This window comes from Stappia sp. (assembly GCF_048268045.1).
Lineage (GTDB): Bacteria > Pseudomonadota > Alphaproteobacteria > Rhizobiales > Stappiaceae > Stappia.
Genome location: NZ_JBLWWG010000007.1, coordinates 225,307 through 249,670 on the forward strand (window position 1 = coordinate 225,307; position 24,364 = coordinate 249,670).

Here is a 24,364-nt window from a genome sequence, read left to right on the forward strand (position 1 = left end):
CCGGCAGACATATACCGAGCCGCCATCCACTCCCACATATCTAATTCGCATAAGATATATTATGGAATAAAAATAGACATGCGGAAACAACGATATGGCCGGATGCGGTGTGTTTCCGGCGTGGTTTGTCGGCGGCGCTCAGGGCTGTTTGCGCCTTGAAAGCACGACAGCGAGCCCAACTGCGAGCATGAGAAAAGCGACCGCCAGTCCACCCCAGATCGGTCCGGCCTGCTCGAGCATGACGCCCTCGACAGGGTCGTAGCAGCGGCCTTCGGCGTTGAAGCACAAGCGCCATTTCCAGTAGCGCTCGTGGAACGCAAATCCGCAAAGTCCGGCAAGAGCCAGGGGCAGCACCAGAGCGCCTGCGAGCGGAATGTCGCGTTTCCCCAGCCGTCTCAAGGCACTACCGACAGGCCTTTTGGAGCTGGCCGAGCGCCTTCGACGAGCCCTTGAGCGTGTAGGACATCTCGTGCTCGAGCGAGTCGCCATGGTGAAAGACGATGGCACGGCCACGCTTCATGTCGGCCACGAGATCGCCGTCAACGGGCACAAGCTCGGAAACAAGTTCCCTTGCGGTCTCATCGATGCGGAAACGGATCTCCGTTTCGCGGCCGCCCGCATCGACCTGGGCAGCGATTGCGCCCTTGTCCTTCTGCCGGTCCGCGACCTCGCGGCTCACCGTTCCGTCGGCCTCGCGCAGCCAGTGCGGCACGTAATGCAAGCGCAAGGAAGCGCCGTCGCAGGCGATCCGGAGCGTGCTGCCTTTGCCGTTGTCGAGCAAGACGGCCGGCTCCGGCGCCGCTCGGTAGACCCAGCGGCCGACCGGCAGTGGCACAAGCTCGGCGACCCTGTTCCCGGCAATCGCATAGCGTTTCACGCAGGTTTGGGCTCCCGCACGATTACAGGCCCCGCCGTGCATAACGGCCAGGAAGCTGGCGTCTTGCGGGCGGTCGAACTCGAATTTGTAGGCAAGAAACTCGGCTACGCGGATGAAATCCCCGCCAGCGCGCTGAACATATATCCTCTGCGTGCAGCCGCCCGATCCGCAGAACATCATCTGCGTGCCGTTGCACGAGAGCTGGCTGTAGTCGACCGCGATATCCGCAAGCCCGTCGCCATTGGCGTCAACCTCGCGGGCAAAGCCGTCGAGGAATTTCATCTCGTCGCAAAACCCGGAAAGCTCCTTGCGCTCGCTGTCGACAACGGGATCCGCCGTGGCGGCGATGACCGGCGGCGCGAAAACCGCCAGAACCCCGGCGCAAATCGCGCCGTGCGCAACAATGCGGGTGAAGAAATTCATGTTGCCCCCAACAACCGAACAGGCCACCAAACCTAGCCGCAGCCGGGAGAGCAGACAAGGCGCAACGCGCCAGGCGCGGGGCCCGATTTGGTATTCTCTTTGATATAACGACTTGAAATATATCGCAATTCTCTTATTGTTCGGCTCGATCGTCAAAGGGTGGCTCCCCTTTCATCCGCCCTCTCCTGTCCCCCAACCAGGTTTCGCTCCGTGATCCGCCACATCGTCTTCTTCACCGCGCGGCGTCCCGAGGACCGGGAGGCCGTCTTTCAGGGACTCAGTCTCCTGAACGGCATTCCGCACTGCGCGTTCTTCGAGATCGGTCGCAACTTCGACACGGATCCGATCAGTCCGCGAGGTCCCGATTTCATCGTCTATGGCGAGTTCCGCGACGAGGAACAGCTTGCCGCCTACAAGGCGCATCCGCTCTATCGCCAGTCCATCGACGTGGTGCGCCCGCTGCGCGACATGCGCATCGCCGCCGACTTCCTTTCGGAGGCCGAAACGCCCGCCGATTAGGACAATCTGGACAATTTCGCGCACGAAATTTCGAATTATTGTTCTGAAATTGTCTCTTCAAGCCAGGCTTCGAGGCTCTCGACGCCATCGGCCTCGACGATGCGCCGGATGAGGCGGATCTGGAAGCCCTGGCGGGCGAGCACGGCGATCTCGCGACGCAGGATGTCGGGATCGACATCGCCCTTTCGCCAGGGGCCGAACCGGCGCTTGCGCGCCGCCGTCATCGCCGCGCGCAGTTCGGTGGCGGCGTCCTCATCGTTGAGCATGGCCTGCGCCAGATCCGGGTCTATCCCCTTCGCCTGAAGCGTCATGCCGATCCGCCGGGCCGAACGGCCACGGCGCCTTTCGGAGGCGATCTTCGCCTCGGCAAAGGCGGTGTCGTTGACCAGGCCGGCGGTGCGGCAGCGCTCGACGACCTTGTCGATCATCTCGGAATAGTCAGCCGGATCGAGGTCCAGCTCGTCGGTGGCGCGGCGCAGCTTGCGCGTCAGGACCCGGCGGAGGTTCTCGACGCTCGAGCCGTAGCGGTCGAGATAGTGCAACGCCTGTCGGGTCAACCGCTCCTCGCTCGGCGGTTTCGCCTTGCGCATGGTCAGCCCGCCGGCAGCCGGCTGGTGAAGACCATGCCGTCGAAGGCCGGCACCACCGGCTCCGGCAGCTCCTTCTCGAGCGTCCGGTAGTCGAGGTCGATGTGCATGTTGGTGACAATCGCCCGCTTCGGCTTCATCCGGGCGATCCACTCGAGCGACTCAGACAGCGAGAAGTGGCTGGGGTGCGGCGTGCGGCGCAGGGCATCGAGGACCCACATGTCGAGCCCGGCGAAATGTTCCAGCGCCGTTTCGGGAATGTCTTTTACGTCCGGAAGATAGGCGACGTCGCCAAAGCGGAAGCCGAGCGCGTCGATATCGCCGTGGTTGACCTCGATCGGCAGGAAGGGGATAGCCCCCCCCGCCCCGTCGACCGTCCCGGCATTTCCGTCACGGATACGCAGTTCCTTGAGGATCGGCGGGTAGCTGGAGCCCGGCGGCGTGCGGAACCCGTAGTCGAACAGCTCGTGCGCGCGCTTCGACGTCGGCACATCCATGAACACGGGGATCAGCCGGCGATGGGTAATCGCAAGCGGCCTGACGTCGTCGATCCCATGCAGGTGGTCGGCATGGGGATGGGTCAGCAGCAGCGCGTCGATATCGGTCACGCCGGCGGACAGGAGCTGCTCGCGCAGGTCAGGTCCGGCGTCGACCAGAACGGTCGTGGTGCCGCCGGGCCCGTGACGACGCACCAGCATGGCGCAGCGCCGCCGGCGGTTCCTCGGCTCGGCCGGATCGCAATCGCCCCAGAGGCCGCCGACGCGAGGCACGCCCGCCGACGATCCGCAGCCCAGGATGGTGAACTCAAGCTCGCCCGTCTCCGTCATGCAGTGGCCTGCCGCGGCACCTTGGAGAACAGGCGGAAGAAATTCTCCGTCGTCTGGCGCGCCATCTCGTCTTCGCTGACGCCGCGCGCCTCCGCCAACACCTTGTTGGTGTGCGCAACATAGGCCGGCTCGTTGCGCTTGCCGCGCCACGGCTGCGGCGCGAGATAAGGCGCGTCGGTCTCCACCAGCAGCCGGTCGGCGGGAAGCTCGGCGGCGATGGCCCTGAGCTCGTCCGAACGCTTGAAGGTCACGATGCCCGAGAAGGACACGTAAAGCCCGAGTTCGATGCCCGTCAGCGCCAGCTCCCGACCGGAGGAAAAGCAGTGCAGCAGGGCCGGAAACGCCCCCTTCCCTGTCTCCTCGGTCAGGATCCGGGCCATGTCCTCGTCAGCATCGCGCGAATGGATCACGAGGGGGAGACCGGTCTCGCGCGCAGCCGCGATGTGCCGGCGAAGCCCCTCGGCCTGCGCTTCGCGCGGGGCCTTGTCATAGAAATAGTCGAGCCCGGCCTCGCCGATGGCAACGACCTTTTCATGTTGTGCCAGCCGGACGAGCTCCTGCGTGGTCACGTCCGTTTCCTCGCCCGCGTTGTGCGGATGGGTGCCGACGGAACAGAACACGTTGTCGTAGCGTTCGGCGATGGCGCGGATCTGGTCGAAGCGGCGGACCCGCGTCGAAATGGTCACCATCAGCCCGACGCCGGCGGCCCCGGCGCGCGCGACGATCTCGTCGCGCTCCGCGTCGAAATCCGGAAAATCAAGATGACAATGGCTGTCGACGAGCATTACGCCTCTCCCGTCTCGGCCTTCTCCGCCTCGACATAGCGCGGGAAGACGCCCTCCGGCTTCGGCAGGATGGTGCCGGGCGAGAGCCGCGCATCCGCGCCGAGGCTGTCGAAGCCACGCGCGGCGGCGTCAAGCGCCAGAAGATCGAGCAGGCGCGCCGCGCTGGTGGGGATCACCGGCTGGGCGAGGATCGCCACCTGGCGGATCACCTCGGCCGTCACATAGAGCACCGTGCCCATGCGCTGCGGGTCCGTCTTCTTCAGTGCCCATGGCTCCTGGGCGGCGAAGTAGCGGTTGGCCTCGGCAACGCAGGCCCACACGGTTGCCAGCATCTGGTGGATGGCCTGGCGCGACATGGCCTGGCGGGCAGCCTCCAGCATCGCATCCGCCTGGGCAAGCATCGCCTCGTCCTCGGCCGAGAAGGCGCCGGGCTCGGGCAGCCTGCCCTCGCAGTTCTTGCCGATCATCGACAGCGAGCGCTGCGCCAGGTTTCCAAGATCATTGGCGAGGTCGGCATTGATACGGTTGACGATGGCGTCGTGGCTGTAGTTTCCATCCTGGCCGAAGGGAACCTCGCGCAGGAAGAAATACCGCACGGAATCAAGGCCGTAATGATCAACGAGGGCGAAGGGGTCGATGACGTTGCCAACCGACTTCGACATCTTCTCGCCGCGGTTGAACAGGAAGCCATGGGCATAGACGCGCCCCGGCACCGGCAGTCCGGCCGACATCAGGAAAGCGGGCCAGTAGACCGCGTGGAAGCGCACGATGTCCTTGCCGATCACATGCAGGTTTGCCGGCCAGTAATGCGCCCGCTCGGCGCTCGCGTCCGGAAAGCCGGTTGCCGTCAGATAGTTTGTGAGCGCGTCGACCCACACATACATGACGTGCCGGTCGTCGCCGGGAACGCGCACGCCCCAATCGAACGTGGTGCGCGAAACCGACAGGTCCTTGAGCCCGCCCCTGACGAAGCTGGCCACCTCGTTGCGGCGCTCGTCCGGGCCGATGAAGTCCGGGTTCGCCTCGTAATGGGCAAGCAGCTTGTCCTGATACTGCGACAGGCGGAAGAAATAGCTCTCCTCCTCGACCCACTCGACCGGCGATCCCTGAGGTCCGTAGCGCACGCCATCGGCGCGCAGCTCCGTCTCACCTTCCTGGTAGTAGGCCTCGTCGCGCACCGAGTACCAGCCGGAATAGCTGTCCTTGTAGATGTCGCCATTGGCTTCCATCCGACGCCAGATCTCCTGGCACGCGGCATGGTGGCGCGGCTCGCTGGTGCGGATGAAATCGTCATTGGAGCAGCCGAGCATCTCGACCATGGCGCGGAACCGGGCGGCGTTGCGCTCGGCCAGATCGGCGACGGGAATGCCTTCCTTGCGCGCGGTCTGCAGCATCTTCTGGCCGTGCTCGTCCGTGCCCGTGAGGAAGAACACGTCGCGACCGTCCAGCCTCTGGAAGCGGGCGATGGCATCGGTCGCGATTGCCTCATAGGCGTGGCCGATGTGGGGCACGCCATTGGGGTAGGAAATCGCGGTCGAGACGAAGAAGGAAGGGCGTTCGGTCATGGCCTGCAAGCGGTTCCGCTCATAAGGGGTGGGATCGGAGACGGGTTCGGACGCGTCGGGCTTCAGTCCCGTGCCGCCTCCGCAAGATCACGAAGGGCGTTCAGCACAACCTGCTTCCGGTCGAGATTGAAGGCTTCTGCCTCGCGCGCGGCGCGGCTCGTCTTTTCCCATACCTCGCTCAGCCTGACAAGGCGCTGAAGGGGCACGCCCTCCCCGCCGCGCAGCCCCGTATGGAGATGATCGGCGACGAGGTCCTGGAAAAGCTGCCAGCCGTCCTCCGCGCCCGGTCGCGCGACCGTTTCGGCGAACGTGTGAGCGGCGTCCACCTCGAGACGCGGCAGGCGCGCGACCAACGCGGAAAATCCGTCGGCGATGTCGATCGCCTCGCCCTCGGCAAGCTTGATCGCCTTGCGCAGGCTGCCCTGTGCCAGCTCCGCCGCACGCAGCGAAAGCCGCGATCCCGGCTCGGCGACGCCAAGCGCGCCAAGCCCCTCGACAACCTCGGCCTCGCTCATCTCGTGAACCGGCAGCGTGCGGCAGCGCGAACGGATCGTCGGCAGCAGGCGGCCCGGGGAATGGGCGATGACGAAGAAAAGCGAGTTGCGCGGCGGCTCCTCGAGGATCTTCAAAAGAGCGTTGGCGGCATTGGCGTTCATGTCGTCGGCGGCGTCGACGATACAGATGCGCCACGAGCCTTCGCTGCCGGTCGATCCGAAGAAGGGCACCGTGCGGCGGATCTCGTCGACGGTCAGGTCCTGCTTGATCTTGTCCTTCGACTTGCGTTTGGGATCATAGGGGCGCTTGAGGTGCAAGAGGCCGGGGTGAGCACCGGATGCGATCTTGCGAAACTCAGGGCTTGTCTCAGGCACCTCAAGGTTCGTGGCCTCCCTCACGGCCGGCGCCGAAGCGTCGGGATGAACGAGCGCGAACCGCGCGAAGCGGAAGGCGAGCGTCGCCTTGCCGATGCCCTTGGGCCCGGCAAGGATCCAGGCGTGGTGCATCCGCCCGGAGCGGTAGGCCTCAAGCAGTTCGCGCTCGGCGCGGGCATGGCCGATCAGCCGCCCCTGCGCGCGTGGCAGCGGCACGCCCTCGATGGCGTCTGCCTCGGTGACGAGCGGATCGTAGGCATCGCTCATCGCGCGTCACCGCCGCTTGCCGCGACCACCGCCGCGGCGGCGACGCGTAGGTCGTCCCCAAGCAAGCGGGCGCAGACCGCCTGCCAGACGGCGGCTTCCACCGCATCGGGCGGCAACGCGCCGTCGACGACGACAAAGCGGTCGGGGTTGGCCTCGGCGAGTTCCAGGAACAGCGCCCGGCGGCGCTCGTGGGTCGTCACCGCCTCGGTTTCGAAACGGTCCGGCGTCTGCGCGCCCGCGCCCTCGCTGCGCGACGACACCCGCGCGAGGCCGATCTCGGCCGGCACGTCGACGAGCACGGTCAGATCGGGCCGGTGGCCGGCGACGGCGATGCGCTCCAGCCGGTCGAGAAAGGCGGGATCGACGCCGGCCTCGCCCTGGTAGACGCGGGTGGAGTCTGAAAACCTGTCGCACAGCACCCAGTCGCCGCGTTGCAGCGCCGGGTGAATGGTCGTGTCGACATGGTCGGCCCGGGCAGCGGCAAACATCACCGCCTCCATCTGTGCTCCCAGCGGCTTGACCTTGCCTGACAGCAGCAGGCGGCGAATGAGCTCCGCCGATGGCGAGCCGCCGGGCTCGCGGGTGACGACCGCCTCGATGCCGAGCACCTGGAGGCGCGCCTTCAGGCGGGTGATCTGCGTCGTCTTGCCAGCCCCCTCGCCGCCTTCGAAGGTGACAAAGCGGCCGCGCGCGGGCAAGCCTTGCGTCTCGTGGGCGCTGGTCGGCCCGAGCGGGTCACCCTGCTGCCTTGCGTTTCTATCCGCCATCGAGCCACCATCCGAACAGGGTTTCGCGAAGCACGTCGGTCGCGCGGCTGGTCACCGTACCGGCCGGCACCGCATCGCGCGCGTGCAGGCCGGCGCGGTAGACGATCGTGCCATCGCGCAGGACCCGCAGTTCACCGACCTCCTGGCCCTTGGCCACGGGGGCCTGCAACGGGCCGGAATAGACCACGCGCAGCCGGTAGTCGCGCTTGTCGCCGCGCGGCAGCAGGAGCTGGACCGGCTCGCGGCTTTCAAGCGCGGTCGAGGACAGCGTGCCGCCAAAGACGCGGGCCTCGGCGATGACCTCGTCCGCGCCGTAGAGAACCACTTCCTCATAGTCCCGCTCGAGACTGTCGAAGAGATCGGCCAGCGCCTTTTCCAGTGCATCCGGCTCGCGCTGGCCCGCGACGATGCCGACCAGCCGTCGGCCCTTGCGCTCCATGGTGCCGACGGCATTGTATCCGGCGCGCGCGCTCTGGCCGGCGATGAAGCCGTCGAGATCGGCGATGGCGCCGATCAGCGGGTTCTTGTTGCGCTGGAAAATTCCGTTCCACGTGAAGTCGGGCAGGGAAAAGAGCGGCAGGCGGTCCGGGTGGCGCTCGAGAAGATAGGACGCAAGACGCGCCATGTCGCGGGCCGTCGTGTGCGCCGAAGCGTCGACATGGCCGGTCGGCCCGCTGAAGTGGCTTTGGGTCATGCCGATACGCTCGGCAAAGGCGTTCATGCGCGCGGCGAAAGCCTCCTCGCTGCCGGCCAGCCCTTCCGCCAGCACGATGGCGGCGTCATTGGCGCTTTGCACGATCAGCCCCTTGAGCAGATCCTCGACCGACACCTCACTGTTGAGTGCGGCGAACATCGTCGTGACACGGGCCGGCGCGCCACCCGTGCGCCAGGCGTGCTCGCTCACCTTGAATTTGGTCGCAAGATCGATGTCGCCGTCCTTCAACGCATCGAAGGCGACGGCGGCGGTGACGAGCTTCGCCGTGGAGCCAGGCGCATAGCTCACCGTCGCATTGGTGCTGGAAAGGAGCGTGCCCGTGCTCAGGTCGAGGAGCAGCGATGCCGTCGCATCATCGTCCGCGCCCTTGCCTTGCGTGCCCTGGGCGAACGCCGGAGCGCCGAGAAGCGCGAGGCATGCGGCTGCCGCGAACAGCATCCGCCTCGCTCGGGGGCGCGCGCATCTCGCGTCAAACCATCGCGATCGCATGAAAAGTCCCATCGCAAAAAAAGACGTCCCGGACCATCGGGCCGGGACGTCGAACATAACGGCTTCGTCTGGTCGCGCCTACCGCGTTTTGGCCATGTCGCCGAGCGGACGGCCGCCGCCGATGTTCTCGAAGGCGGCATAGGCCCCGGCGATGCGCGAGGCGGCCATGTAGGAGGAGACCGCCGAACCGGGCCGGAAAGCACCCGCGGGATTGCCGACCGGAGCCAAACGTCCCGTCGGCTGATAACGAACCGCCGGCTCGGACTTGTAGCCAAGCGCGGGAACCTCGTCCGCCGTCTGCTCGACCGGTGCCGAGAAGCCGCCGTTGAGCGAGGCAACCTGAACCGCGGCCGGACCGGCGTCGAAGGCATCGGCCGGATCGAAGGCGGCGGTGACCGTGCGGCCGAAATCCTGGCTGGAGGCAAGCAGCGCCTGATAGGGGCGCGTGCGCGGAACCGGTGCGGGGCCGGCGGAGACCGGTGCGGGAGGCGTTGCCTGCGCCAGCTGGGTGCCCGGCATGGTCGCGCCCGGCGAGACGGCACCCGGTCCGCTGTAGGAGGCCATCAGGAAATCCTGATCCTTGCCGTCGAGACGCGCCCGGCCGACATACTCGACCTTGACCTTGGCGACGCCCTTGCCCTTGAAATCGAGCATGGTTGCCACGCGCTCGGACAGGTCGATGGTGCGATTGCCGTGGAAGGGGCCGCGATCGTTGACACGCACGATCATCGAGCGGCCGTTCTTCACGTTGGTGACACGCGCATAGGAAGGAAGCGGCATCGTCGTGTGCGCCGCCGTCAGCGCATTGCGGTCGAAGATCTCGCCATTGGCTGTCTTTCGGCCGTGGAAGGTCGGCCCGTACCAGGACGCATAACCGACCGACGTGTAATTGGGGTCTTCCTTCGGCTTGTACCACTTGCCGGCAACCTTGTAGGGCTTGCCGACCATGTAGCGGCCGCCGCCCTTGGGCACGGGCTTGCCGTCCTTGACCATGCGCGGGCTCGCCGCGACGCCGTATTTCTCTTCCGAGAACTTCACCTTCTTGCCCGGCGCGCTGCCGCACGCCGCGAGCGCGATGCACAACGTGGAAAGCGCGGCAGCCGTCATCAGGCGCCGGGCGGAACTTCCACGCGTCTCCGGGGATGAAGAATGAGAGAGCGATCCGAGGCCGGAAAACTCCGGGGCCCGATCGGTCGTGGGGTCGTTCGTCAAGTTCCGGCGCTGGGTCGCCGGGGCCTTGCAGATCGTCATGATGCCGCCCTACTCGATACTTGAACCGGCAAACTGCCTGGGGACCCCGAAAACCGGCGCGAGTGCACCTGCTTCTTCGGATCGCCTGCCACATCCATTCGGACGGGAAAGCGCGACCACGGAAAACCTGGCGAGACCCTCGCCCATTGATTCTTCCGCCTCGCGCCGCAGCGTACCGGTCGGACTCATGTTTCCTGCGATGCCGCCCCCCAATGGCGCATCGCAACACAAGTAACACGGCGTCTCTTACCTCAAGGTGAACGAAGGGTCGACGGCAAACGGTTTAAATATGGCAACTTGTCCCCACTCCATGCCCGATTTTTCGCAGGTGTCGCAAGGAGGTCGCACTTTTCATGCAGCCCGCCGGGTCTGCGGGCCGCGATGCCCTCATCGACCGATGCGCGCGCGCCCCTCGAGACCATCGTCTCGCATCCAGTAGAGCGAAGCCCCCTCGCCTTTCGACAGCGTGAAGCAGAATCGCTTGCCGTCGTACCAGGTCTGCCACTTCTGGCAGAGACGGTTGCCCTTCACCCACCAGCGCCCCTCGTCCTTGGGCTGCATGAAGCGGCCGAGCCCGACCGCATCGCCGGAGCCGTCGACGCGTCCGTCGGCCCGGTAATAGAGCGGGAACTCGCCGCCGAGCGGGGTCTTCAGATAGATGCGCTTGCCGGCGACCGTTTTCAGGATCTCGCGTTCCGAAAGCTGCGCGCGCGCCTGGGCCGGCGCGATGCCGCCCCCTGCCCCGGCCAGCAGCGCAGCGGCCAGCACGGCAATCGCTGCAGCCGTGCGCGCACGCCCGTCACGGACTGTCTTTCCAGCATATGGCGTCATCTTCACCTCCTACGGACTGCGGCCGGGACCTTCACGCCGAACGACGCGAAGCAACGGCGCTTGCCCCCTCAAGTCCTTCCTACGGGCCGGCGGTGCGCGCGGATCAGCCAACCTTCGGCGCGGTCGTCAGGGCGCGGGGCGGATCGTTGAGCGAATTGAGATTTTTCCGTCATCGGCGGTTGTGTGATGCGTGTCACATCGCCGGGCCGGTGCACGGCCTAGTTTCAAACCCGTGGCGCGTGCCCCCGCGCCCAACGCCGCCAGACGGCGCAACCGCCGATCCGGTCCCTGCCTCGACCTTCCGGATCGGCGGTTTTTCTTTTCCCCCTCCCCGCACCGCCCGCAACGACGTGCCCGATGCGAAGGCTCCGGTCTTGACATTCATCCGCAGCGGCGCGAAACGAAGCCCAACGGAGGGGTGGCCGAGTGGTTTAAGGCAGCGGTCTTGAAAACTTGTGCCGCTGCTGCTGGCTGAACGTAAACAGTGAATAAACCCAATCGCTTGCGTTGGGTCTTGGTCTCGCGGGGTGTTGTGGTATAGCGCAATACTAGCCGTTGGGCGAAATGGATGGGTGGCCGAGAGGTTTAAGGCTCTAGTCTTGAAAACTAGCGTGCGGGGAACCGTACCGTGGGTTCGAATCCCACCCCATCCGCCACTAACTGCTTATAGTATTTGGAAAAATAGATATGGGTGGTTGGCTGGAAAATCTACCTGACGCAACAATTCCTGCGTGGCTGGGCTTCATCCTTTCGATGTCGCTTGCAATTATCAAAGTTTGGGAGCTTTGGCAGGGACGCTTCAAGGTTGATGTCTCAGGCAGCTTTACGAGCGCCTACGACATCGGAAACACTATCTATATTCGAAACCTGTCCCCCTACGCCGTCATCCTCACCCACTGGGAAATCTATTACGCGCGGCGCTTCTGGCCTTTCTCGCAAAGGGAAGTAGCTGCTGACAGGGATTTCGATGCTGGCGACACGACAATTGAAAAGGCATCGTCGTATTCGTTGACCTTCGCAAACGAGGAATACTTCTCAACCTCGCACAAGCGGCTTAACGGACGATCATTGTACGTCAAACTGCACTTTGCTGGTCGCAAACCCGTACGAAGGCGAATCTATCCGTTTTAGGATGTCCTCTCCTAACCGCGAGCAGCGAGGTCATCGCGAGCGCTCCCAGACCCGGTTGCGCTCCCAAATGCTGAACAGGGCTTGCTCGTGCCATGCACGAAGCGCGCGGATAACCCCGCCTTCGCCCGTTTCGCCGAGCATATCGGTACGGTCGAGCGCCCCGGCTTCGACTTGCGCCCGTGTTTCGTCCTCGAAGCTGCCAAACGAGCCGTACCATTGCTCAATGGGGGACATGACCGGGGCGCGTGCTTCTTCCAGCTTGCGGACTCGTGCGAAAAGTGAGCGCGGCACCGACAATGTCGTCAGTCCTTCCGCCCGGACATGGCATGCCCGAGAGCAAGGGCGCGGCGCAGATTCGCGTCACGATAGGCTTGCTCGAATTCCAGCCGCTCAAGTCTGCGCTTCTCAACGGCTTTGATGTCGGCAGGCGTTGGCGGGGTTTGCTCAGGGCCATTGTGGTTATCAAGGTCATCGTTCTTCACTGCAAAATCCCCATGCCAGCATACATTTTGCGCTCTCGGCGCAGTTCAAACTCGGCCTCGGTCATGGTCACGATCTCAATCGGACCTTCCATGAAGTCGGCCATCTCAACGGCCCAGCGGATCGCATCTTGATATTTGTCGATGGTCTGCGTGAGCAGCAGATGGCGAACGGGCTTGCCGTTCATGTCCTTGCCTACGAGCGTCACATCGGCCCGCGTGTCTTCGGGCAAGGGGTCGTAGGCGTAGACGGTGTTGCGTCTGGTCGGAATGATGGTCATCAGGCCTGCTTCGCCTCCAGAATGATGATGCGTTGTTCAAGGTCTTCGGTCGCTTTGATGCCCGAAACGGCCTGCAAGCAGGCAATCAGCGTTTTCCCTGTCTCCGGGTCCACCTTACCTTCGGCGACTGCTTGAAGGATTTGGGTCGCCTGCTCGGACAAGGGACGCTCGGGGTCCAGCTCAAACTGAACCCTCTCGGCGGCGGCGCGAAGCGGTGGAGCAATGCGCGCCAGCGCGATGTTCGCTGCCTGCATGTCACCTTCTAGAGCCTTGTCGATGACCACGCGGGCAATGTCAGCCGCTTCGTCGGCAAAGGCGGCTTGTAGCTTCTGCCGTTTGTCCACAATGCCCTTCGGACGCCCCTTCGGGTTCGGGCTTTTCATGCCGGGGGTCCACTTCGCAGGCTTGGCCTCGAACCCCTGCATCCAATCCGGTTGCGATACATCCGCCATGCAGTGCTGCTCCATGAACTAATCAGAGTGCGATCAGCCGTCCTTGAGGATGAAGGCTTGCTCGGCAGCGTTCTTCGCTTCACGCAATGCCTTGACCTTGTAGGGCTGGGTGCCGACCGCCTTTTCCATCGCCTTGAACACCAGCCCGCCGCGATCCTCGATCATCACCTTTGCAGCCTGCATTGCCTTGAGCCGCTTGGCGACCTGCGGATTGTGGCGCTCGTGATAGATTCGGGTGAACGTCTTCTGCATGTCAGCGCCGATGCCGGACAAAAATGGCGGAGCTCCGAGGATCGCCGTAGACGTCACGTGATCACCCTCAGCGATAGCCTGCTGGATGACCTTCATTCGCTCTGCGGTGGGCAAGCCCTTCATATGGGCGCGAACCTCCGCTGCGATGCTTCCCGCTGCTTTGCTCTCGACCGGCTTCGTCAATTCGCCTTCGAGATGCGCGATGCCCTTTTCCAAGTTGGTGCGGGTCGCGTCGAAGGTGCGGGTAATGCGCGCCATCACCTTGTCAGCCAACTCCTGGGTGTGGATGACCTGCATGGCTTCATTCCAAGTCGGGTTGGTCTTCGCCTTCTCCCGCGCGGTGTGGACCTGCCGCAGCCCTTCATAGGCTTCGGAAAAAGCCGTCATGGTCGGCGCGAGGATTGGCGCAGTGTCGGAGTCGTATCCCTCGATCTGCATCACGTTGTCGGGATGCAGGGCAGGCGTAATCTGGGTTGAGATTTCAGTGCTCATTTTGGCCTCTTGAACGCTGATGTGGCGTGTTATGTGCTGCAAATTACCTGTTCTGGCTTTGTTCATGCAAGGGAAATGTTATTGATATCAATGTGTTAGGTCTACTTGGTGAGCCAACCCGCACCAAACTGCATATTTGGCGAAGGTCGTTTCATTCGCAAAAGTCGTTGCCGGGGTCGGATGACCTGTCGTGTAACAGCAGCGTCAACTTGGACAAAACATGAACTGAGGCTGCGAAATGGACGAGATGACCACATACACCCGCCGAGAGAATGCCCGTCGCGCCGGGGTAGCTGCTGGGGTGCCTTCGGAACGCATCAAGATCACGGTGCATAAAGAGAATGGCGAAGTTCGCTTTGGCTGGAAGGAGAAGGAAACCAGCAGCGGCGATATGGGGCCGCTACAGCCGCAACACGGTGCCCCAGCTACCCCATTGCGGCGAGTACCCCCGAAACGCGCCCCACGCGGCGGCGCAGCGAGAGCAGTACCCCGAAGCGCCCCAAGGCTGGCGGCAAGTGCGCAGCCATATGGGACTACCTCGATGAACACCCGACAACCACGGCAAAGGAAGTGCGGGAGGCTGCGGCTGGACATGGATGGAACGTCAACAACGCAGTTTGCGAACTGTATGCGTGGCGGAGGTTCACCGGCCAGAGCGAGCGGGCGAAGCGTCCCGCATAACTTCCCTTGCGCTGGCTGCACCCGACTGACGTGAACGACGTGGAAGGCGTGGAAGGCGTTAAGAAACAAATGAGCCCCCGTCCATAACCAAAACCGAACTACAGCAAGGGGGTGCATTAATGTCTTAATTTTATTTATGCTGTGTAGCACACCCTTGCTTTTGCTGAGTTTTTCAGGTCTCGGTGCGTAAAGAGAGCGCTCTTACTTTACCGGGTGCCTGTCAATCACTTCAGCCCGGCATCCGCACGATACGGAACGCCTTCCCGTGGAATCTGTAGTCCTCGACCAGCTTATGCCCTTTCACTTCCACGATGTACCCGCTGTCGAGCAGACTTCGAAGTGCGTCGTCCACTGCCTTGACCTTTCCGAACCTGTGGTTAGCAAAGGCCGGAAGGCTCGACGCCCGGACCTGTAGGTAGGCGCGAGTGACGATGCCGATCTCTCGCATTCCACTCGGCACCTTGTAGCTGGGCGGCACGGGGTTGAGCAGATATTCTTTCATGAAGGCGATGAGCTTGCGCTCCCGCGCGTCGTCGTCAGTCCCGATGTCCCCACTGCGCTTGCGTGACTGGAACAGAGCAATGTCCTGCCGCACGAGATTGAGCGCCCATGCGACGTGCTCGATCCGCACGACTGGGTTGAAGCAATGGTCGGCGACCGCGAGCAGGGATGCCACCTTCAACGCCTTCAGGTGGGCGCGGCTCCAGACCTGCCGCTCCGACTCGTCGTCTGTCGCGTTAAGGTCGTCGATGCAGTCCAACTCGAACGACTCGAGTTTGTACTGAGCATCTTCGTTCGGAACTGCTGTGCAAGTGGCGGGGATGTTGATCGGGGACTGAAAGCTGACCATGTGACTGACGAGCGTTCGCCATGCCGCCAAGTCTTCCGGATCCAGTTCCGCGTCACGGTCCCGGTTCGGCGGCGGGCGGTCACCTTCGTAGGTGACGCAAAGGAACCGCGACAGGAAGCCGTCAGCCATCATGTCAGGCGTGAGGCACTCAAGAAAAGTGCTGGGCGTCGTCTCCCCAAGAAAAGACAGCGCAGGCCAATCTACGCCGCTCAATCTGTTGTCGGCGTTGCTATAGCTCTTTCCCTCAAAGTACTGTTTCCCGTAGGCGTTCGTCATTACCGTCCGCAGGTTCTGCATCGGCGTGTCAATCGGGTTGGACATGCGCTTGAGCTTGCGCCCAAACTCACCTTGCAGCGCGAGGAACCCCGGCTCCCTCAGCAACTCCTTGTGCAGCGCCTCGCCGCTCACGAAGTCCTGTGCACGCACGAAGCGGTCGGCCAGCGGGACGGAAGCGAGCTTGAGCATGAGCGGAATGGAATCGTGGGTGCTGTCCTTTCCGATGCCGCTGCGCGCGACAAGGATGAGATACAGCGCCAAATCCTTGCCGGAGTAGGTTCGATATGCGCGCCCGCAGACCCCAGCCAGCAGTCCCAGGGTGGCGGCAATCGCTACCTCCCGGACAGGCGAGTAGCTACGATCGAAGATGAATTGGGCAAAGCGACCGGCGCGACCGGGCGGCCACGGGAGCGCAGCGCCCGCAGCCTCAGCTACAGCGGCTTTTCGCCCCCAACCGCCGCGGTCCCCTTGAGCACCCGGCGATTGTGGCTGTGCGGGCGGTTTTTGCCGCTGTGCTGCACGAACCTCATTGAGGACGGCTTGTGGGTCTGCACCGCATTCGAGCGCACGATCCATGATGTACCAGTCGTCCTCATCGCCTTCGAACCTATCAAGGTGCATTTTGTCGGTGCCGCTTGGCGCAGCATGTCCTACTGTTTCCAAGCTGAAACTTAGGGTTTCCATGTTGGGTCTCCTTGGCGGCGGGATGGTGGCACATCCTGCCGCTTTTTCTTGAGCTGGCTGCGACTGGGCTAGACGATGCGCCCGCGCTGAGCGCGAACCCTGCGAGCGCATTCCGTTTTCATCTGGCCCGGCAGCATTTTCCATGTTTGGTGCGGGTTAGGCTGCGACGTAGTCTTCGGGCTGGTCGCTGGTGCTTTGGCGTGCACCCGAGGCAAGCCACGCGAGCACATCACGCTCCGCATACCAGACACGCCGCGTGCCTTCGGGTTTGAAATAGCGTGGACCTGTGCCGCGAAGGGCATGACCTTCGAGGGTGTCGACCGACAGGCCTGAAAATTCAGAAAATTCCTTGCGGCTGATAGGTCGCCCTTTGGGCGTATAGCCAAACAGATCGCAAAGGTCTTCAAGGGTGTATTCGGAGAGGGTCATGGGTTGCGCTTCCGACTGCGCTCACCCGTTTCCGGACGAGGCGTTGTCCCGCTGAACCACCCATGTGGTCATTTCAGTCCCCGGCAGCCCAACCCATGATGCTGCAACCGGATGCGCTCATTCGAGCGTCCCGCCCCGTGCGGCACGTGGCGGATAGCGAGGTAATGTTGATACCGTACATTACACGCTGTAGCTCGCGCAAGCCCTTATTACACTTGGATTATTTTTGGGCATGCCCGTTTTTCTAATGGCCCAGCAGCGTCTGCATTCGCCCCTGTAGCGCTTCTACGAGAGCTTCGCGCCCCTCGCGATTGTTATGATAGCGAACATAACGCAGGTGGCGAAGATCGAATGGAATGTCGTGCTCGCTCTGCGTAATAAGGATCACCTCTCGCCCAAGCGTGTGAGCGATACCCGCCTCGTAGAACACGTTCGGGTTCCGGTTAGAGCAATCGCAAATCACGATACGGGACCTATCGATTAGGGCGACCACGTCCTGAATGATCGCAGCATTTTCCCAAATGTCGTCGGCGCGTCTGCATCGCAATCCAACATTCTCGGCAGCTTGGCGGATAGCGTCATAAACAGGATTGAACCCTGCATCGAATGGCATCATTGCGGAAGCAAGTGTTGGTTCGATACTCTCGTGCTCAGGGATTTGGAACACCGACGGGCGCTGGCGGCGTGGCTGCACGTTGCGAAGTAGGAAGCGATAAAGGTCTATGTCCTTCACCGCCCAATGATTCCGAGAGAACTCGAAATCGTGCGGCATGTCCAATTGCGCGCGATTTGCATACATCATGCTATTCTGAAGCGGGGGAACATCTGCATCGGAGCTTATTTCAAGTGCAATGTCTCTCCCAGTGATCCGCGCCCGGTTAATCTGGCCAACATATGCGATTTCGGTCGTTATTCCTTCTTCGCAAAACAGACACGGCAGAGCAGTCAGTTTATCAAGCAACGGATCTCCATTAAGGCGAAACTGCTCAATGATGTGATCGTCCGTATACTCAAAGACCCTGCCGATTGGGACAGTTGCGCGACCAGAAGTCCATTCAGTATTGAACATCAATAAATTGAACATGATTCCCTCCGAGCGTGCTCAACCGTTTCTACTGTAGCGGGTGAACCGTGTCACGCGCGGAGCGGTACCACATTGCCGCCGTTCGCTTTCGCGGCCTGCTCCCCAATCCAGTCGGCGATGCGCTGCGTCTCCGGATATAGATAGCCAAGGCGCGACGTTTCCAGATAGTGGCGGGCAGTGACGCTACCGTTTGGCAGGTGCCCGGTGAGCAGTTCCACCTTGTAGAAGTCTATGCCGCAATTGGCGATGCCGATGGTCGTGTGCGTCCTGCGTAGATCATGCGCGGTCACTTTGGTTCCGGCAACCTTGCTGACCTTTTCCAGCAACTCGCGTGGGCTGATGATGTGCCCGGACTTGCTCCAGGTCGTGAAGACCCAAGGCGAACCTTCCACGCGCAGCCGCGTCTTGAGCAGTTCGACGGCCAGCGAGGACAACGGGAACCAGAATGGATGATGGTTCTTTGGGTCAGGCAGATGCCACCAGCAGTTAGCCGGGTCGTCCTCAATATGGACGCGATCCCACGTCAGCGTCGCTGCCTCGTTCAGGCGGCACCCTGTCAGAAGGAGGAACATCACAAGGTCAATCCCGGCAAGGCTGTCACGAGTGTATGCTTCCGCCCGCCATTCATTCAGCGCTGACCACACTGCGCCAACCCTGTTGTCCGGAATTCGGGACGTGCGCGGTTGCAACTGGACCCAATCGTCTTTCAGGGCATTGACGGGGTTGTTCAGAATAAGCGGAGTGCCGTCGGCGCGCTTATAGCGGCGCATCGCGAAGTTGATGAGCGCACGAAGAACGGACATGCACTGCGCCGCCTGACCGGGTGCCGGTGCCTTGCCGCGCAAGCCCTTCGTCAGCATTTCGCGATAGCGCTTCCGAACGTCATCTTCGCTGATGGAGGCGATGGGCTTGTCCTGCCATGCCGCAAATGTGGTCGTCACATGCCTGTCGATCTCGCCCTTGCTGCTTTCCTTGAGCTTGCCGGGCCGGTTCATATATTCGGTCGCAACGGTGCGAAGGGTGACGGCAGCAGCTTCCTCTGCCTTCTTTGCATCCCGAGGATCAATGCCGTCGCGCATCTGCTGAAGGATGCTCTGGGCCTTCTTACGGGCTTGGTCCTCTGTGAAAAGGCCATAGGGGCCGATGGTGACAATTACGGGCTTGCCCCGTACTCGCCCTTGCGCAACGAACACCTTCTTGCCGCTCGACATGATGCGCAGACCGTAGCCCTTAACCGCCTCATCCCAGTGAATCTTGTACCCCTCAGCCGGTGGCTGAACTTTGTCGATGTATCCCTTCGTCAACTTTGCCATGTCGTGCTCCTGATGCTGTTCATAGCGCATTTCTAGCGCGCTACAGCGGGTTACGACATGCTACGACGAGTGTGCAAGGGCATCAAGATACTGATTCATAAGGCATTTTCGTGTTGTTGCGGGCTGCTGCGTGCAACTGCGGGCCAAGCATGGTAAAACTTGAAAACCGCCGTGCGGGCAACCGTACCGTGGGTTCGAATCCCACCCCCTCCGCCACTTGCACCCGCGAAAGCGTTCTCCCGATCCGGCCGCGGCCGGATTTTTCCGTTGTTTTCAAGGGTTATGCGGGATGGGCTGAACACTGACCCTGCCGCCAATAGGCCTGAAAGTGTTCTCTCGGGGCCGATATTCTCCGGACCTGTTGACTGCGCCGCTTCGGTGAACAGCCTGTAATCATCTGACTATAAACGATTTTATTTCGCGCCAGCGCGGACTCCGATCCCGGTTCCCTTCGCTTCCTATGGCCCCTCACGTCGAACTTTTCCGGTCTCGCCGTTACGATGCATCGGCGTATGTCGCTGTGAAGATCGTTTCGGACAGCCATTTCTTGAACGACGGGTTGTCGGAGAACTGCTTGAACAACTCGGTATGGTCGGAGAGCAGCTCGATCACTGCGCGTTCAAGTGCCTTGTCGTGCTCGATCCGGGCGTTCTGCTTGTCCGAGTTTTTCATGGCGTTCTGATACGCCCTGTCCGCCGAGACTTTCGCGGGCAGTTCCTCTGCAATCACCTTCCCGATCTTGTCCTTGTCCTTCCACTCGATATTGCCGAACATCTCGTTGAAAATCTTTAGAATATTGCTCAGGAGATCAAGCTCTGGATCGGGCCGGCCGCCGCCCCCCGTGGTCGGCACGGGCTCGATTTCTGCGTCTGCGTCGGGCAACACGATGGCCATGGTTGCCTGAGCTTCGACCCGATAGCTGTCCATGTCGATTGCCTCGAGAATACCCTTTGACAGGTCCGGCTCCTCCGGGGCCGGCAGCTTCGGCGTCAGGAAATTCAGGAAGATCGACAGCTTCTCCCAATCGGCATTGCTGAAGGGAAGGATCGCAGCCAGGAAGCCGTATGTCCTGGTGAACGCCTTCGCCTTGCCCTTGAAGTCGACCTGTCCGTCCTCGTCGAGGTCTGCCTTGTATACGGCCACGCAAGCGTCGAGAATCGGGTCGAGCTTGTCCCGGTCCGCGCCGCCGAGGTAGAGCGCCACCAAGTCCTCCACCTGTTCCCAAGAATAGACCTGGTAGCCGTCCAGTGAGGCCTTCAAATCGTGCAGCTTGTTAGGATCGGTCTCTTCGCTGAGAATCGTGGTCCGATAGTACGGCTCGAAGGATGCCTTGATGGCGTCGAAGTCGTTCATGAAGTCGAGAACAAAGGTGTCGTGCTTCTGCGGATGTGCCCGGTTCAGCCGCGACAGGGTTTGCACCGCCTTCACGCCGGACAGCGTCTTGTCCACGTACATCGTGTGCAGCAGCGGCTCGTCATAGCCGGTCTGAAACTTGTCCGCGACAATCAGGAAGCGATACGGATCCTTTTGAATCAGCTCCTCGATCTGGCTGCTCGGAAAGCCGTTCATCGTCGCTTCCGTGACCTTCTGGCCGCCATACTCATGTTCGCCCGAGAAGGCGACGATGGCTTGGTACGGGCTCTTGCGTTCCTTCAGATAGGCCTGGAAGGCGTGGAAGTACTGGATCGCGCGCTGAATCCCGTTGGTGATGACCATCGCCCGGGCCGCACCGCCGATCTTGCGGTGCGCGATGACCTGGTCGTGGAAGTGATCGACCATGATCTCGGCCTTCTTCCGGATCGCATGGTCATGGGATTCCACATACTTGCGCAGCTTTTTCTGCGCCCGCTTCGTGTCGAACTTGGGATCGTCCTCAACCGTCTTCATGAGCCGGTAGTAGCTGTCGACCGGCGTGTAGTGCTTCAGCACGTCGAGGATGAAGCCCTCCTGAATCGCCTGCTTCATCGTGTAGCTGTGGAAAGGCACGTGCTTGACCTTGTCGCCCTGCGGGACCGGAGCGCCGAATACCTCCAGGGTCTTGTTCTTTGGCGTGGCGGTGAACGCGAAATAGCTGGCGTTCGACAGCACCTTCCGAGCTTCCATCAGCCGGTTGATGGCATCCTCGACCGTCTCGTCCTCCTCCTCGGCGCCATTCGCCGCGAGCGCGATGTTCATCTTCGCGGCAGTGCGGCCGCCCTGGCTGGAATGGGCCTCGTCGATGATGATGGCGAAGGTTCGCCCACGGTGCTCGTCGCCGATCTCGTCGAGGATGAAGGGGAACTTCTGCACCGTCGTGATGATGATTTTCTTGCCGGCCTTCAGGAAGGCGCGCAGGTCGCCAGACTTTTCGGCGTGGCCCACGACGGATGACACCTGCGCGAACTGTTTGATCGTATCGCGGATCTGTTTGTCCAGAACGCGCCGGTCGGTGACCACGATGACGGAGTCGAAGGTCATCGTTCCGGCCGTCTCCAGGCCGATCAACTGGTGGGCGAGCCAAGCAATCGAGTTGCTCTTGCCCGAACCGGCCGAGTGCTGGATCAGGTACCGCTTTCCGGCCCCTACGGCTTCGGCATCGGCCAGCAGCTTGCGCACCACGTCAAGCTGGTGAAACCGCGGGAAGACCTGCTTCGGCGGCTTCTTCTTGCCGCGCTCGTCGACCTCCTCGACCACCTGCGCATAGTTCTCAAGGATGTCGGTGAGGTTTCGCTTCGTCAGGTACTCCTTCCACAGGTAGTCGGTCTTCAGCCCATGAGGGTTCGGCGGATTGCCCGCGCCGTCGTTCCAGCCCTTGTTGAACGGCAGGAACCAGGACGCCTTGCCCTTCAGCTGGGTGCACATCCGCACCTCGTGATCGTCCACGGCGAAGTGGACGACGCAGCGGCCGAACTGGAACAGTAACTCCTTCGGACTGCGGTCGCGCTTGTATTGCTCGATCGCGTCCTCGACCGTCTGCTTGGTCAGGCTGTTCTTCAGCTCGAAGGTGGCAACCGGCAGACCATTGATGAAGACGGCCACGTCGAGCGACAGCTTGGTGGCGTCCTTCGAATAGTGCAGCTGGCGGGTGACGCTGAAGATATTCGCGGCGAACAACGCCTCGGCCTTGGCGTTGCCCGGGGTCGGCGTGCCGAAGAACAGCTCCACTGAGCCGGGGCCGTGCTTCACGCCGTTGCGCAGGACGTCGATGACGCCGCGCTTGGCGATCTCGCCCTGAAGCCGGTGCAGGAACTGCAGCCGCTTCGGTCCATCCTCGCCGATGCCGAGCGCCTCGACAGCCTCGGGCTGTGTCGCGTTGAGGAAGTCGGACAGCTTCGTCAGGTCAACGGCGTGGTCCCGGTCGAAATCCTTCGAAGCCCCGGCAACGTAACCCGCCTCGTCAATGAGCGAGCGGACGATGAGGGCTTCGAGGCCTTTCTCGCTGGTGTCCGTCGTCATCAGCTCGCCTGCAATGCACCGGCATCGATCCAGCCCTTCTTCTGAAGGACCTCCGCCGCCAGTGCGACCTGCCGCGGCGAGAACTGTTTCTTGCGATCATTCCACCCGTAAACCTTGGAGACCGCCTCATTGATCGAGTTCGGCGACTCGTGCGTGATCACCCAGTGCACCGTTGACAGAAGCTCAAGGCCGAATGGCGTCTCGAAGCCTTCCACCAGGTTGGCCACCTTGTCGAAACGGGCGCGTGTGTCGGGATGCTCTCCGAGGAATTCGTCGGCGTCCTGCACAGCTCCCGGCACAAGCTCGAGCTGCTTGTTGGGCGCATCGCCGCCGTCGCGGTATCCGGAGACGAAATACCCTTCGATCTCGCGCAGGACGTGGGTCAGGTTTTCCGAATACGGGCCGTATGGGCCCTTCACTACCCGGAGCCGCTCCATCGACGGCTCGCCGCTGACCTTCATGAAATACATGAGCTTGTGCACTTCGAGCAGCGTCACGAACGGGTCCAGCAGCCCGCTGAGGTAACGGTCCATCAGGCCGACCAGCGCCGCACGGCCGGGGGTCATGTTCGGCGCCGTCTGCCGCCTTGCCATCCGGGCCGGTTCCGGTGCGCCATTCGGCTGGAAGATGATGACTTGCAGGTCGTTGAAGCCGCGCAGCGCCTCCTCGATCCTTGGCCGGACCTCATTCCAGTCGAGACCGCCCAGCCCACTGCCAAGCGGGGGGATAGCGATTGACCGAATCTTCTTCTCTCGAATGACGCGCTGCAGATCCTTCAGCCCCGCGTCTATGTCCTCCATACGGCTCTTGCCGCGCCAGTGGCGCTTGGTCGGGAAATTGATGATGTATCGCGGGCTGGTCAGCTGTCCGGTCTCGAAGACGAACATATGGCCGGGCCGGACTTCATCACGCTTGCAGGCTTGCTCGTAGGCGCGGAAATTCTCCGGGAACGCGTTCTTGAACTGAAGCGCGATCCCTCGGCCCATCACGCCAACGCAGTTCACCGTATTCACCAGGGCATCGGCATCAGCGGCCAGAATATCGCCAGTCTTGTATTCAAACATCGCGGCCTCCCTCCCCATCAATAGTACCAATCCGGCTTGATTTCGACATGCGGCTTATGCTCCGCCGCCTGCAACGCCGCTCTGACTTGCCCGTAGACCTGCTGCGACCTTACCCCGATCCGGGTCACAAGCTGCCATGGAAAAGACGTCTCAATGAGAAATTCCGCCTGCTTGCCTTCCTTGACCGAGCGCGAGATGCCGTTCCCCGCCCAGCGGTTCGTCTGGACCGCGTCCCAGTTGATCGCATCAAGCTGCCCGAGGTCGGCCCGGTCCTCGAAGTAATAGGCCCCGGCGTTCGACAGGGTGAAGGCCCAGCGGGAGCGGTTGCGTTCCGCCCAGGCGACGCTGTCGCGCAGGTCGGCCTCCAGATGGACGATCGGTCCCTGGCCGCCGCGATAGGCAAGCTCGGCATGGTTCGCGCAATGGATCAGATAGAGCATGATCGAGCGCGGGCAGAAGTAGAAGGGCACGCAGCCGCCGACCCGCAGGCCGGGATGGCTGGAAAGCTCGAGCTCGTTCAGCCGCCGTTCCTTGATGCTGGTCATCCCGATGGTGGTGCCCATGGCGGGGGCGGCCGCCGTGCGCCGGACGATCTCGGCATCGCACAGCAGACCGCCCTCGGCGATGATCGAGGGCAGCCGGTCAACGTGCACGATGTGATAGATTTTCGGGGCGGCGGGCGGCGGCAT

26 protein-coding genes and 1 tRNA gene are annotated in these 24,364 nt (G+C 62.4%); 4 read left to right on the forward strand and 23 right to left on the reverse strand.

The window, feature by feature from the left end:
• Nucleotides 1-138: 138 nt before the first annotated feature.
• On the reverse strand, nt 139-399 hold the full coding sequence (locus ACN0WF_RS13355) for a hypothetical protein (RefSeq protein WP_417773322.1): 261 nt from the start codon (nt 397-399) through the stop codon (nt 139-141).
• A gap of 4 nt (nt 400-403) precedes the next feature.
• Nucleotides 404-1,456 (reverse strand): hypothetical protein, encoded by a 1,053-nt coding sequence (locus ACN0WF_RS13360; protein ID WP_417773323.1) that lies wholly within the window; start codon nt 1,454-1,456, stop codon nt 404-406.
• 54 nt (nt 1,457-1,510) lie between these two features.
• Between ACN0WF_RS13360 and ACN0WF_RS13365 the strand changes: the two genes are divergently transcribed.
• Entirely contained in the window at nt 1,511-1,819 is a 309-nt protein-coding gene (locus ACN0WF_RS13365) for a Dabb family protein (RefSeq protein ID WP_417773324.1), read from the forward strand.
• Between the two features lie 35 nt (nt 1,820-1,854).
• Here ACN0WF_RS13365 and ACN0WF_RS13370 read toward each other — a convergent pair whose 3' ends face one another.
• From ACN0WF_RS13370 to ACN0WF_RS13410, 9 genes are all read right to left on the reverse strand, one after another.
• Entirely contained in the window at nt 1,855-2,409 is a 555-nt protein-coding gene (locus ACN0WF_RS13370) for a regulatory protein RecX (RefSeq protein ID WP_417773325.1), read from the reverse strand.
• A 2-nt stretch (nt 2,410-2,411) separates the two neighbouring features.
• Nucleotides 2,412-3,233, reverse strand: a complete 822-nt coding sequence (locus ACN0WF_RS13375) for an MBL fold metallo-hydrolase (protein WP_417773326.1) — start codon at nt 3,231-3,233, stop codon at nt 2,412-2,414.
• Nucleotides 3,230-4,018, reverse strand: a complete 789-nt coding sequence (locus ACN0WF_RS13380) for a TatD family hydrolase (protein ID WP_417773327.1) — start codon at nt 4,016-4,018, stop codon at nt 3,230-3,232. Before ACN0WF_RS13380 ends, ACN0WF_RS13375 begins: the two co-directional genes overlap by 4 nt.
• Nucleotides 4,018-5,583, reverse strand: coding sequence for a methionine--tRNA ligase (metG, locus tag ACN0WF_RS13385; RefSeq protein WP_417773328.1), 1,566 nt, complete (start codon nt 5,581-5,583; stop codon nt 4,018-4,020). Before metG ends, ACN0WF_RS13380 begins: the two co-directional genes overlap by 1 nt.
• Nucleotides 5,584-5,645: 62 nt before the next feature.
• Nucleotides 5,646-6,719: a DNA polymerase III subunit delta' gene (locus tag ACN0WF_RS13390; protein ID WP_417773329.1), complete on the reverse strand. Its 1,074-nt coding sequence runs from the start codon at nt 6,717-6,719 to the stop codon at nt 5,646-5,648.
• A complete protein-coding gene (tmk, locus tag ACN0WF_RS13395; protein WP_417773330.1) occupies nt 6,716-7,486 on the reverse strand; it encodes a dTMP kinase in 771 nt (256 codons plus the stop codon). The genes ACN0WF_RS13390 and tmk overlap by 4 nt, the downstream gene beginning before the upstream one ends.
• On the reverse strand, nt 7,476-8,639 hold the full coding sequence (locus tag ACN0WF_RS13400) for a D-alanyl-D-alanine carboxypeptidase family protein (RefSeq protein WP_417773331.1): 1,164 nt from the start codon (nt 8,637-8,639) through the stop codon (nt 7,476-7,478). Before ACN0WF_RS13400 ends, tmk begins: the two co-directional genes overlap by 11 nt.
• A gap of 129 nt (nt 8,640-8,768) precedes the next feature.
• The gene (locus ACN0WF_RS13405) at nt 8,769-9,797 is read right to left on the reverse strand and encodes a septal ring lytic transglycosylase RlpA family protein (protein WP_417773332.1); all 1,029 of its coding nucleotides are present in this window, start codon (nt 9,795-9,797) and stop codon (nt 8,769-8,771) included.
• Between the two features lie 531 nt (nt 9,798-10,328).
• Nucleotides 10,329-10,772 carry a hypothetical protein gene (locus ACN0WF_RS13410; protein WP_417773333.1) on the reverse strand — a complete coding sequence of 148 codons (444 nt, stop codon included), beginning with the start codon at nt 10,770-10,772 and terminating at the stop codon, nt 10,329-10,331.
• A gap of 566 nt (nt 10,773-11,338) precedes the next feature.
• Here ACN0WF_RS13410 and ACN0WF_RS13415 point away from each other — a divergent pair.
• Nucleotides 11,339-11,428, forward strand: a tRNA-Ser gene (locus tag ACN0WF_RS13415).
• A 31-nt stretch (nt 11,429-11,459) separates the two neighbouring features.
• Entirely contained in the window at nt 11,460-11,903 is a 444-nt protein-coding gene (locus tag ACN0WF_RS13420) for a hypothetical protein (protein WP_417427045.1), read from the forward strand.
• 30 nt (nt 11,904-11,933) lie between these two features.
• Here the strand turns inward: ACN0WF_RS13420 and ACN0WF_RS13425 are convergent, their stop codons facing one another.
• From ACN0WF_RS13425 to ACN0WF_RS13470, 10 genes are all read right to left on the reverse strand, one after another.
• Nucleotides 11,934-12,200 carry a hypothetical protein gene (locus ACN0WF_RS13425; RefSeq protein ID WP_417773334.1) on the reverse strand — a complete coding sequence of 89 codons (267 nt, stop codon included), beginning with the start codon at nt 12,198-12,200 and terminating at the stop codon, nt 11,934-11,936.
• Nucleotides 12,201-12,205: 5 nt separating this feature from the next.
• Nucleotides 12,206-12,385 carry a hypothetical protein gene (locus tag ACN0WF_RS13430; protein WP_417427043.1) on the reverse strand — a complete coding sequence of 60 codons (180 nt, stop codon included), beginning with the start codon at nt 12,383-12,385 and terminating at the stop codon, nt 12,206-12,208.
• The gene (locus ACN0WF_RS13435; RefSeq protein WP_417427042.1) at nt 12,382-12,663 is read right to left on the reverse strand and encodes a hypothetical protein; all 282 of its coding nucleotides are present in this window, start codon (nt 12,661-12,663) and stop codon (nt 12,382-12,384) included. The genes ACN0WF_RS13430 and ACN0WF_RS13435 overlap by 4 nt, the downstream gene beginning before the upstream one ends.
• Nucleotides 12,663-13,115, reverse strand: a complete 453-nt coding sequence (locus tag ACN0WF_RS13440) for a DUF5681 domain-containing protein (RefSeq protein WP_417427041.1) — start codon at nt 13,113-13,115, stop codon at nt 12,663-12,665. The genes ACN0WF_RS13435 and ACN0WF_RS13440 overlap by 1 nt, the downstream gene beginning before the upstream one ends.
• A gap of 33 nt (nt 13,116-13,148) precedes the next feature.
• Nucleotides 13,149-13,859 carry a hypothetical protein gene (locus ACN0WF_RS13445; RefSeq protein WP_417427040.1) on the reverse strand — a complete coding sequence of 237 codons (711 nt, stop codon included), beginning with the start codon at nt 13,857-13,859 and terminating at the stop codon, nt 13,149-13,151.
• A gap of 910 nt (nt 13,860-14,769) precedes the next feature.
• The gene (locus ACN0WF_RS13450) at nt 14,770-16,350 is read right to left on the reverse strand and encodes a DUF3987 domain-containing protein (protein ID WP_417427039.1); all 1,581 of its coding nucleotides are present in this window, start codon (nt 16,348-16,350) and stop codon (nt 14,770-14,772) included.
• Nucleotides 16,351-16,506: 156 nt separating this feature from the next.
• Nucleotides 16,507-16,779, reverse strand: a complete 273-nt coding sequence (locus ACN0WF_RS13455; protein ID WP_417427038.1) for a helix-turn-helix transcriptional regulator — start codon at nt 16,777-16,779, stop codon at nt 16,507-16,509.
• Between the two features lie 244 nt (nt 16,780-17,023).
• On the reverse strand, nt 17,024-17,863 hold the full coding sequence (locus ACN0WF_RS13460) for a hypothetical protein (protein WP_417427037.1): 840 nt from the start codon (nt 17,861-17,863) through the stop codon (nt 17,024-17,026).
• Between the two features lie 50 nt (nt 17,864-17,913).
• Entirely contained in the window at nt 17,914-19,176 is a 1,263-nt protein-coding gene (locus ACN0WF_RS13465) for a tyrosine-type recombinase/integrase (RefSeq protein WP_417427036.1), read from the reverse strand.
• Nucleotides 19,177-19,671: 495 nt separating this feature from the next.
• Nucleotides 19,672-22,320: a type I restriction endonuclease subunit R gene (locus tag ACN0WF_RS13470; protein WP_417773335.1), complete on the reverse strand. Its 2,649-nt coding sequence runs from the start codon at nt 22,318-22,320 to the stop codon at nt 19,672-19,674.
• A 12-nt stretch (nt 22,321-22,332) separates the two neighbouring features.
• On the opposite strand from ACN0WF_RS13470, the gene ACN0WF_RS13475 reads away from it, so the two are divergent.
• Nucleotides 22,333-22,656: a hypothetical protein gene (locus ACN0WF_RS13475; RefSeq protein WP_417773336.1), complete on the forward strand. Its 324-nt coding sequence runs from the start codon at nt 22,333-22,335 to the stop codon at nt 22,654-22,656.
• On the opposite strand, the gene ACN0WF_RS13480 is transcribed toward ACN0WF_RS13475, so the two are convergent.
• Together ACN0WF_RS13480 and ACN0WF_RS13485 are read right to left on the reverse strand one after the other, a co-directional pair.
• Entirely contained in the window at nt 22,611-23,675 is a 1,065-nt protein-coding gene (locus ACN0WF_RS13480) for a macro domain-containing protein (protein ID WP_417427034.1), read from the reverse strand. The genes ACN0WF_RS13475 and ACN0WF_RS13480 overlap by 46 nt on opposite strands.
• Nucleotides 23,676-23,692: 17 nt before the next feature.
• A complete protein-coding gene (locus ACN0WF_RS13485) occupies nt 23,693-24,364 on the reverse strand; it encodes a DUF4433 domain-containing protein (RefSeq protein WP_272857890.1) in 672 nt (223 codons plus the stop codon).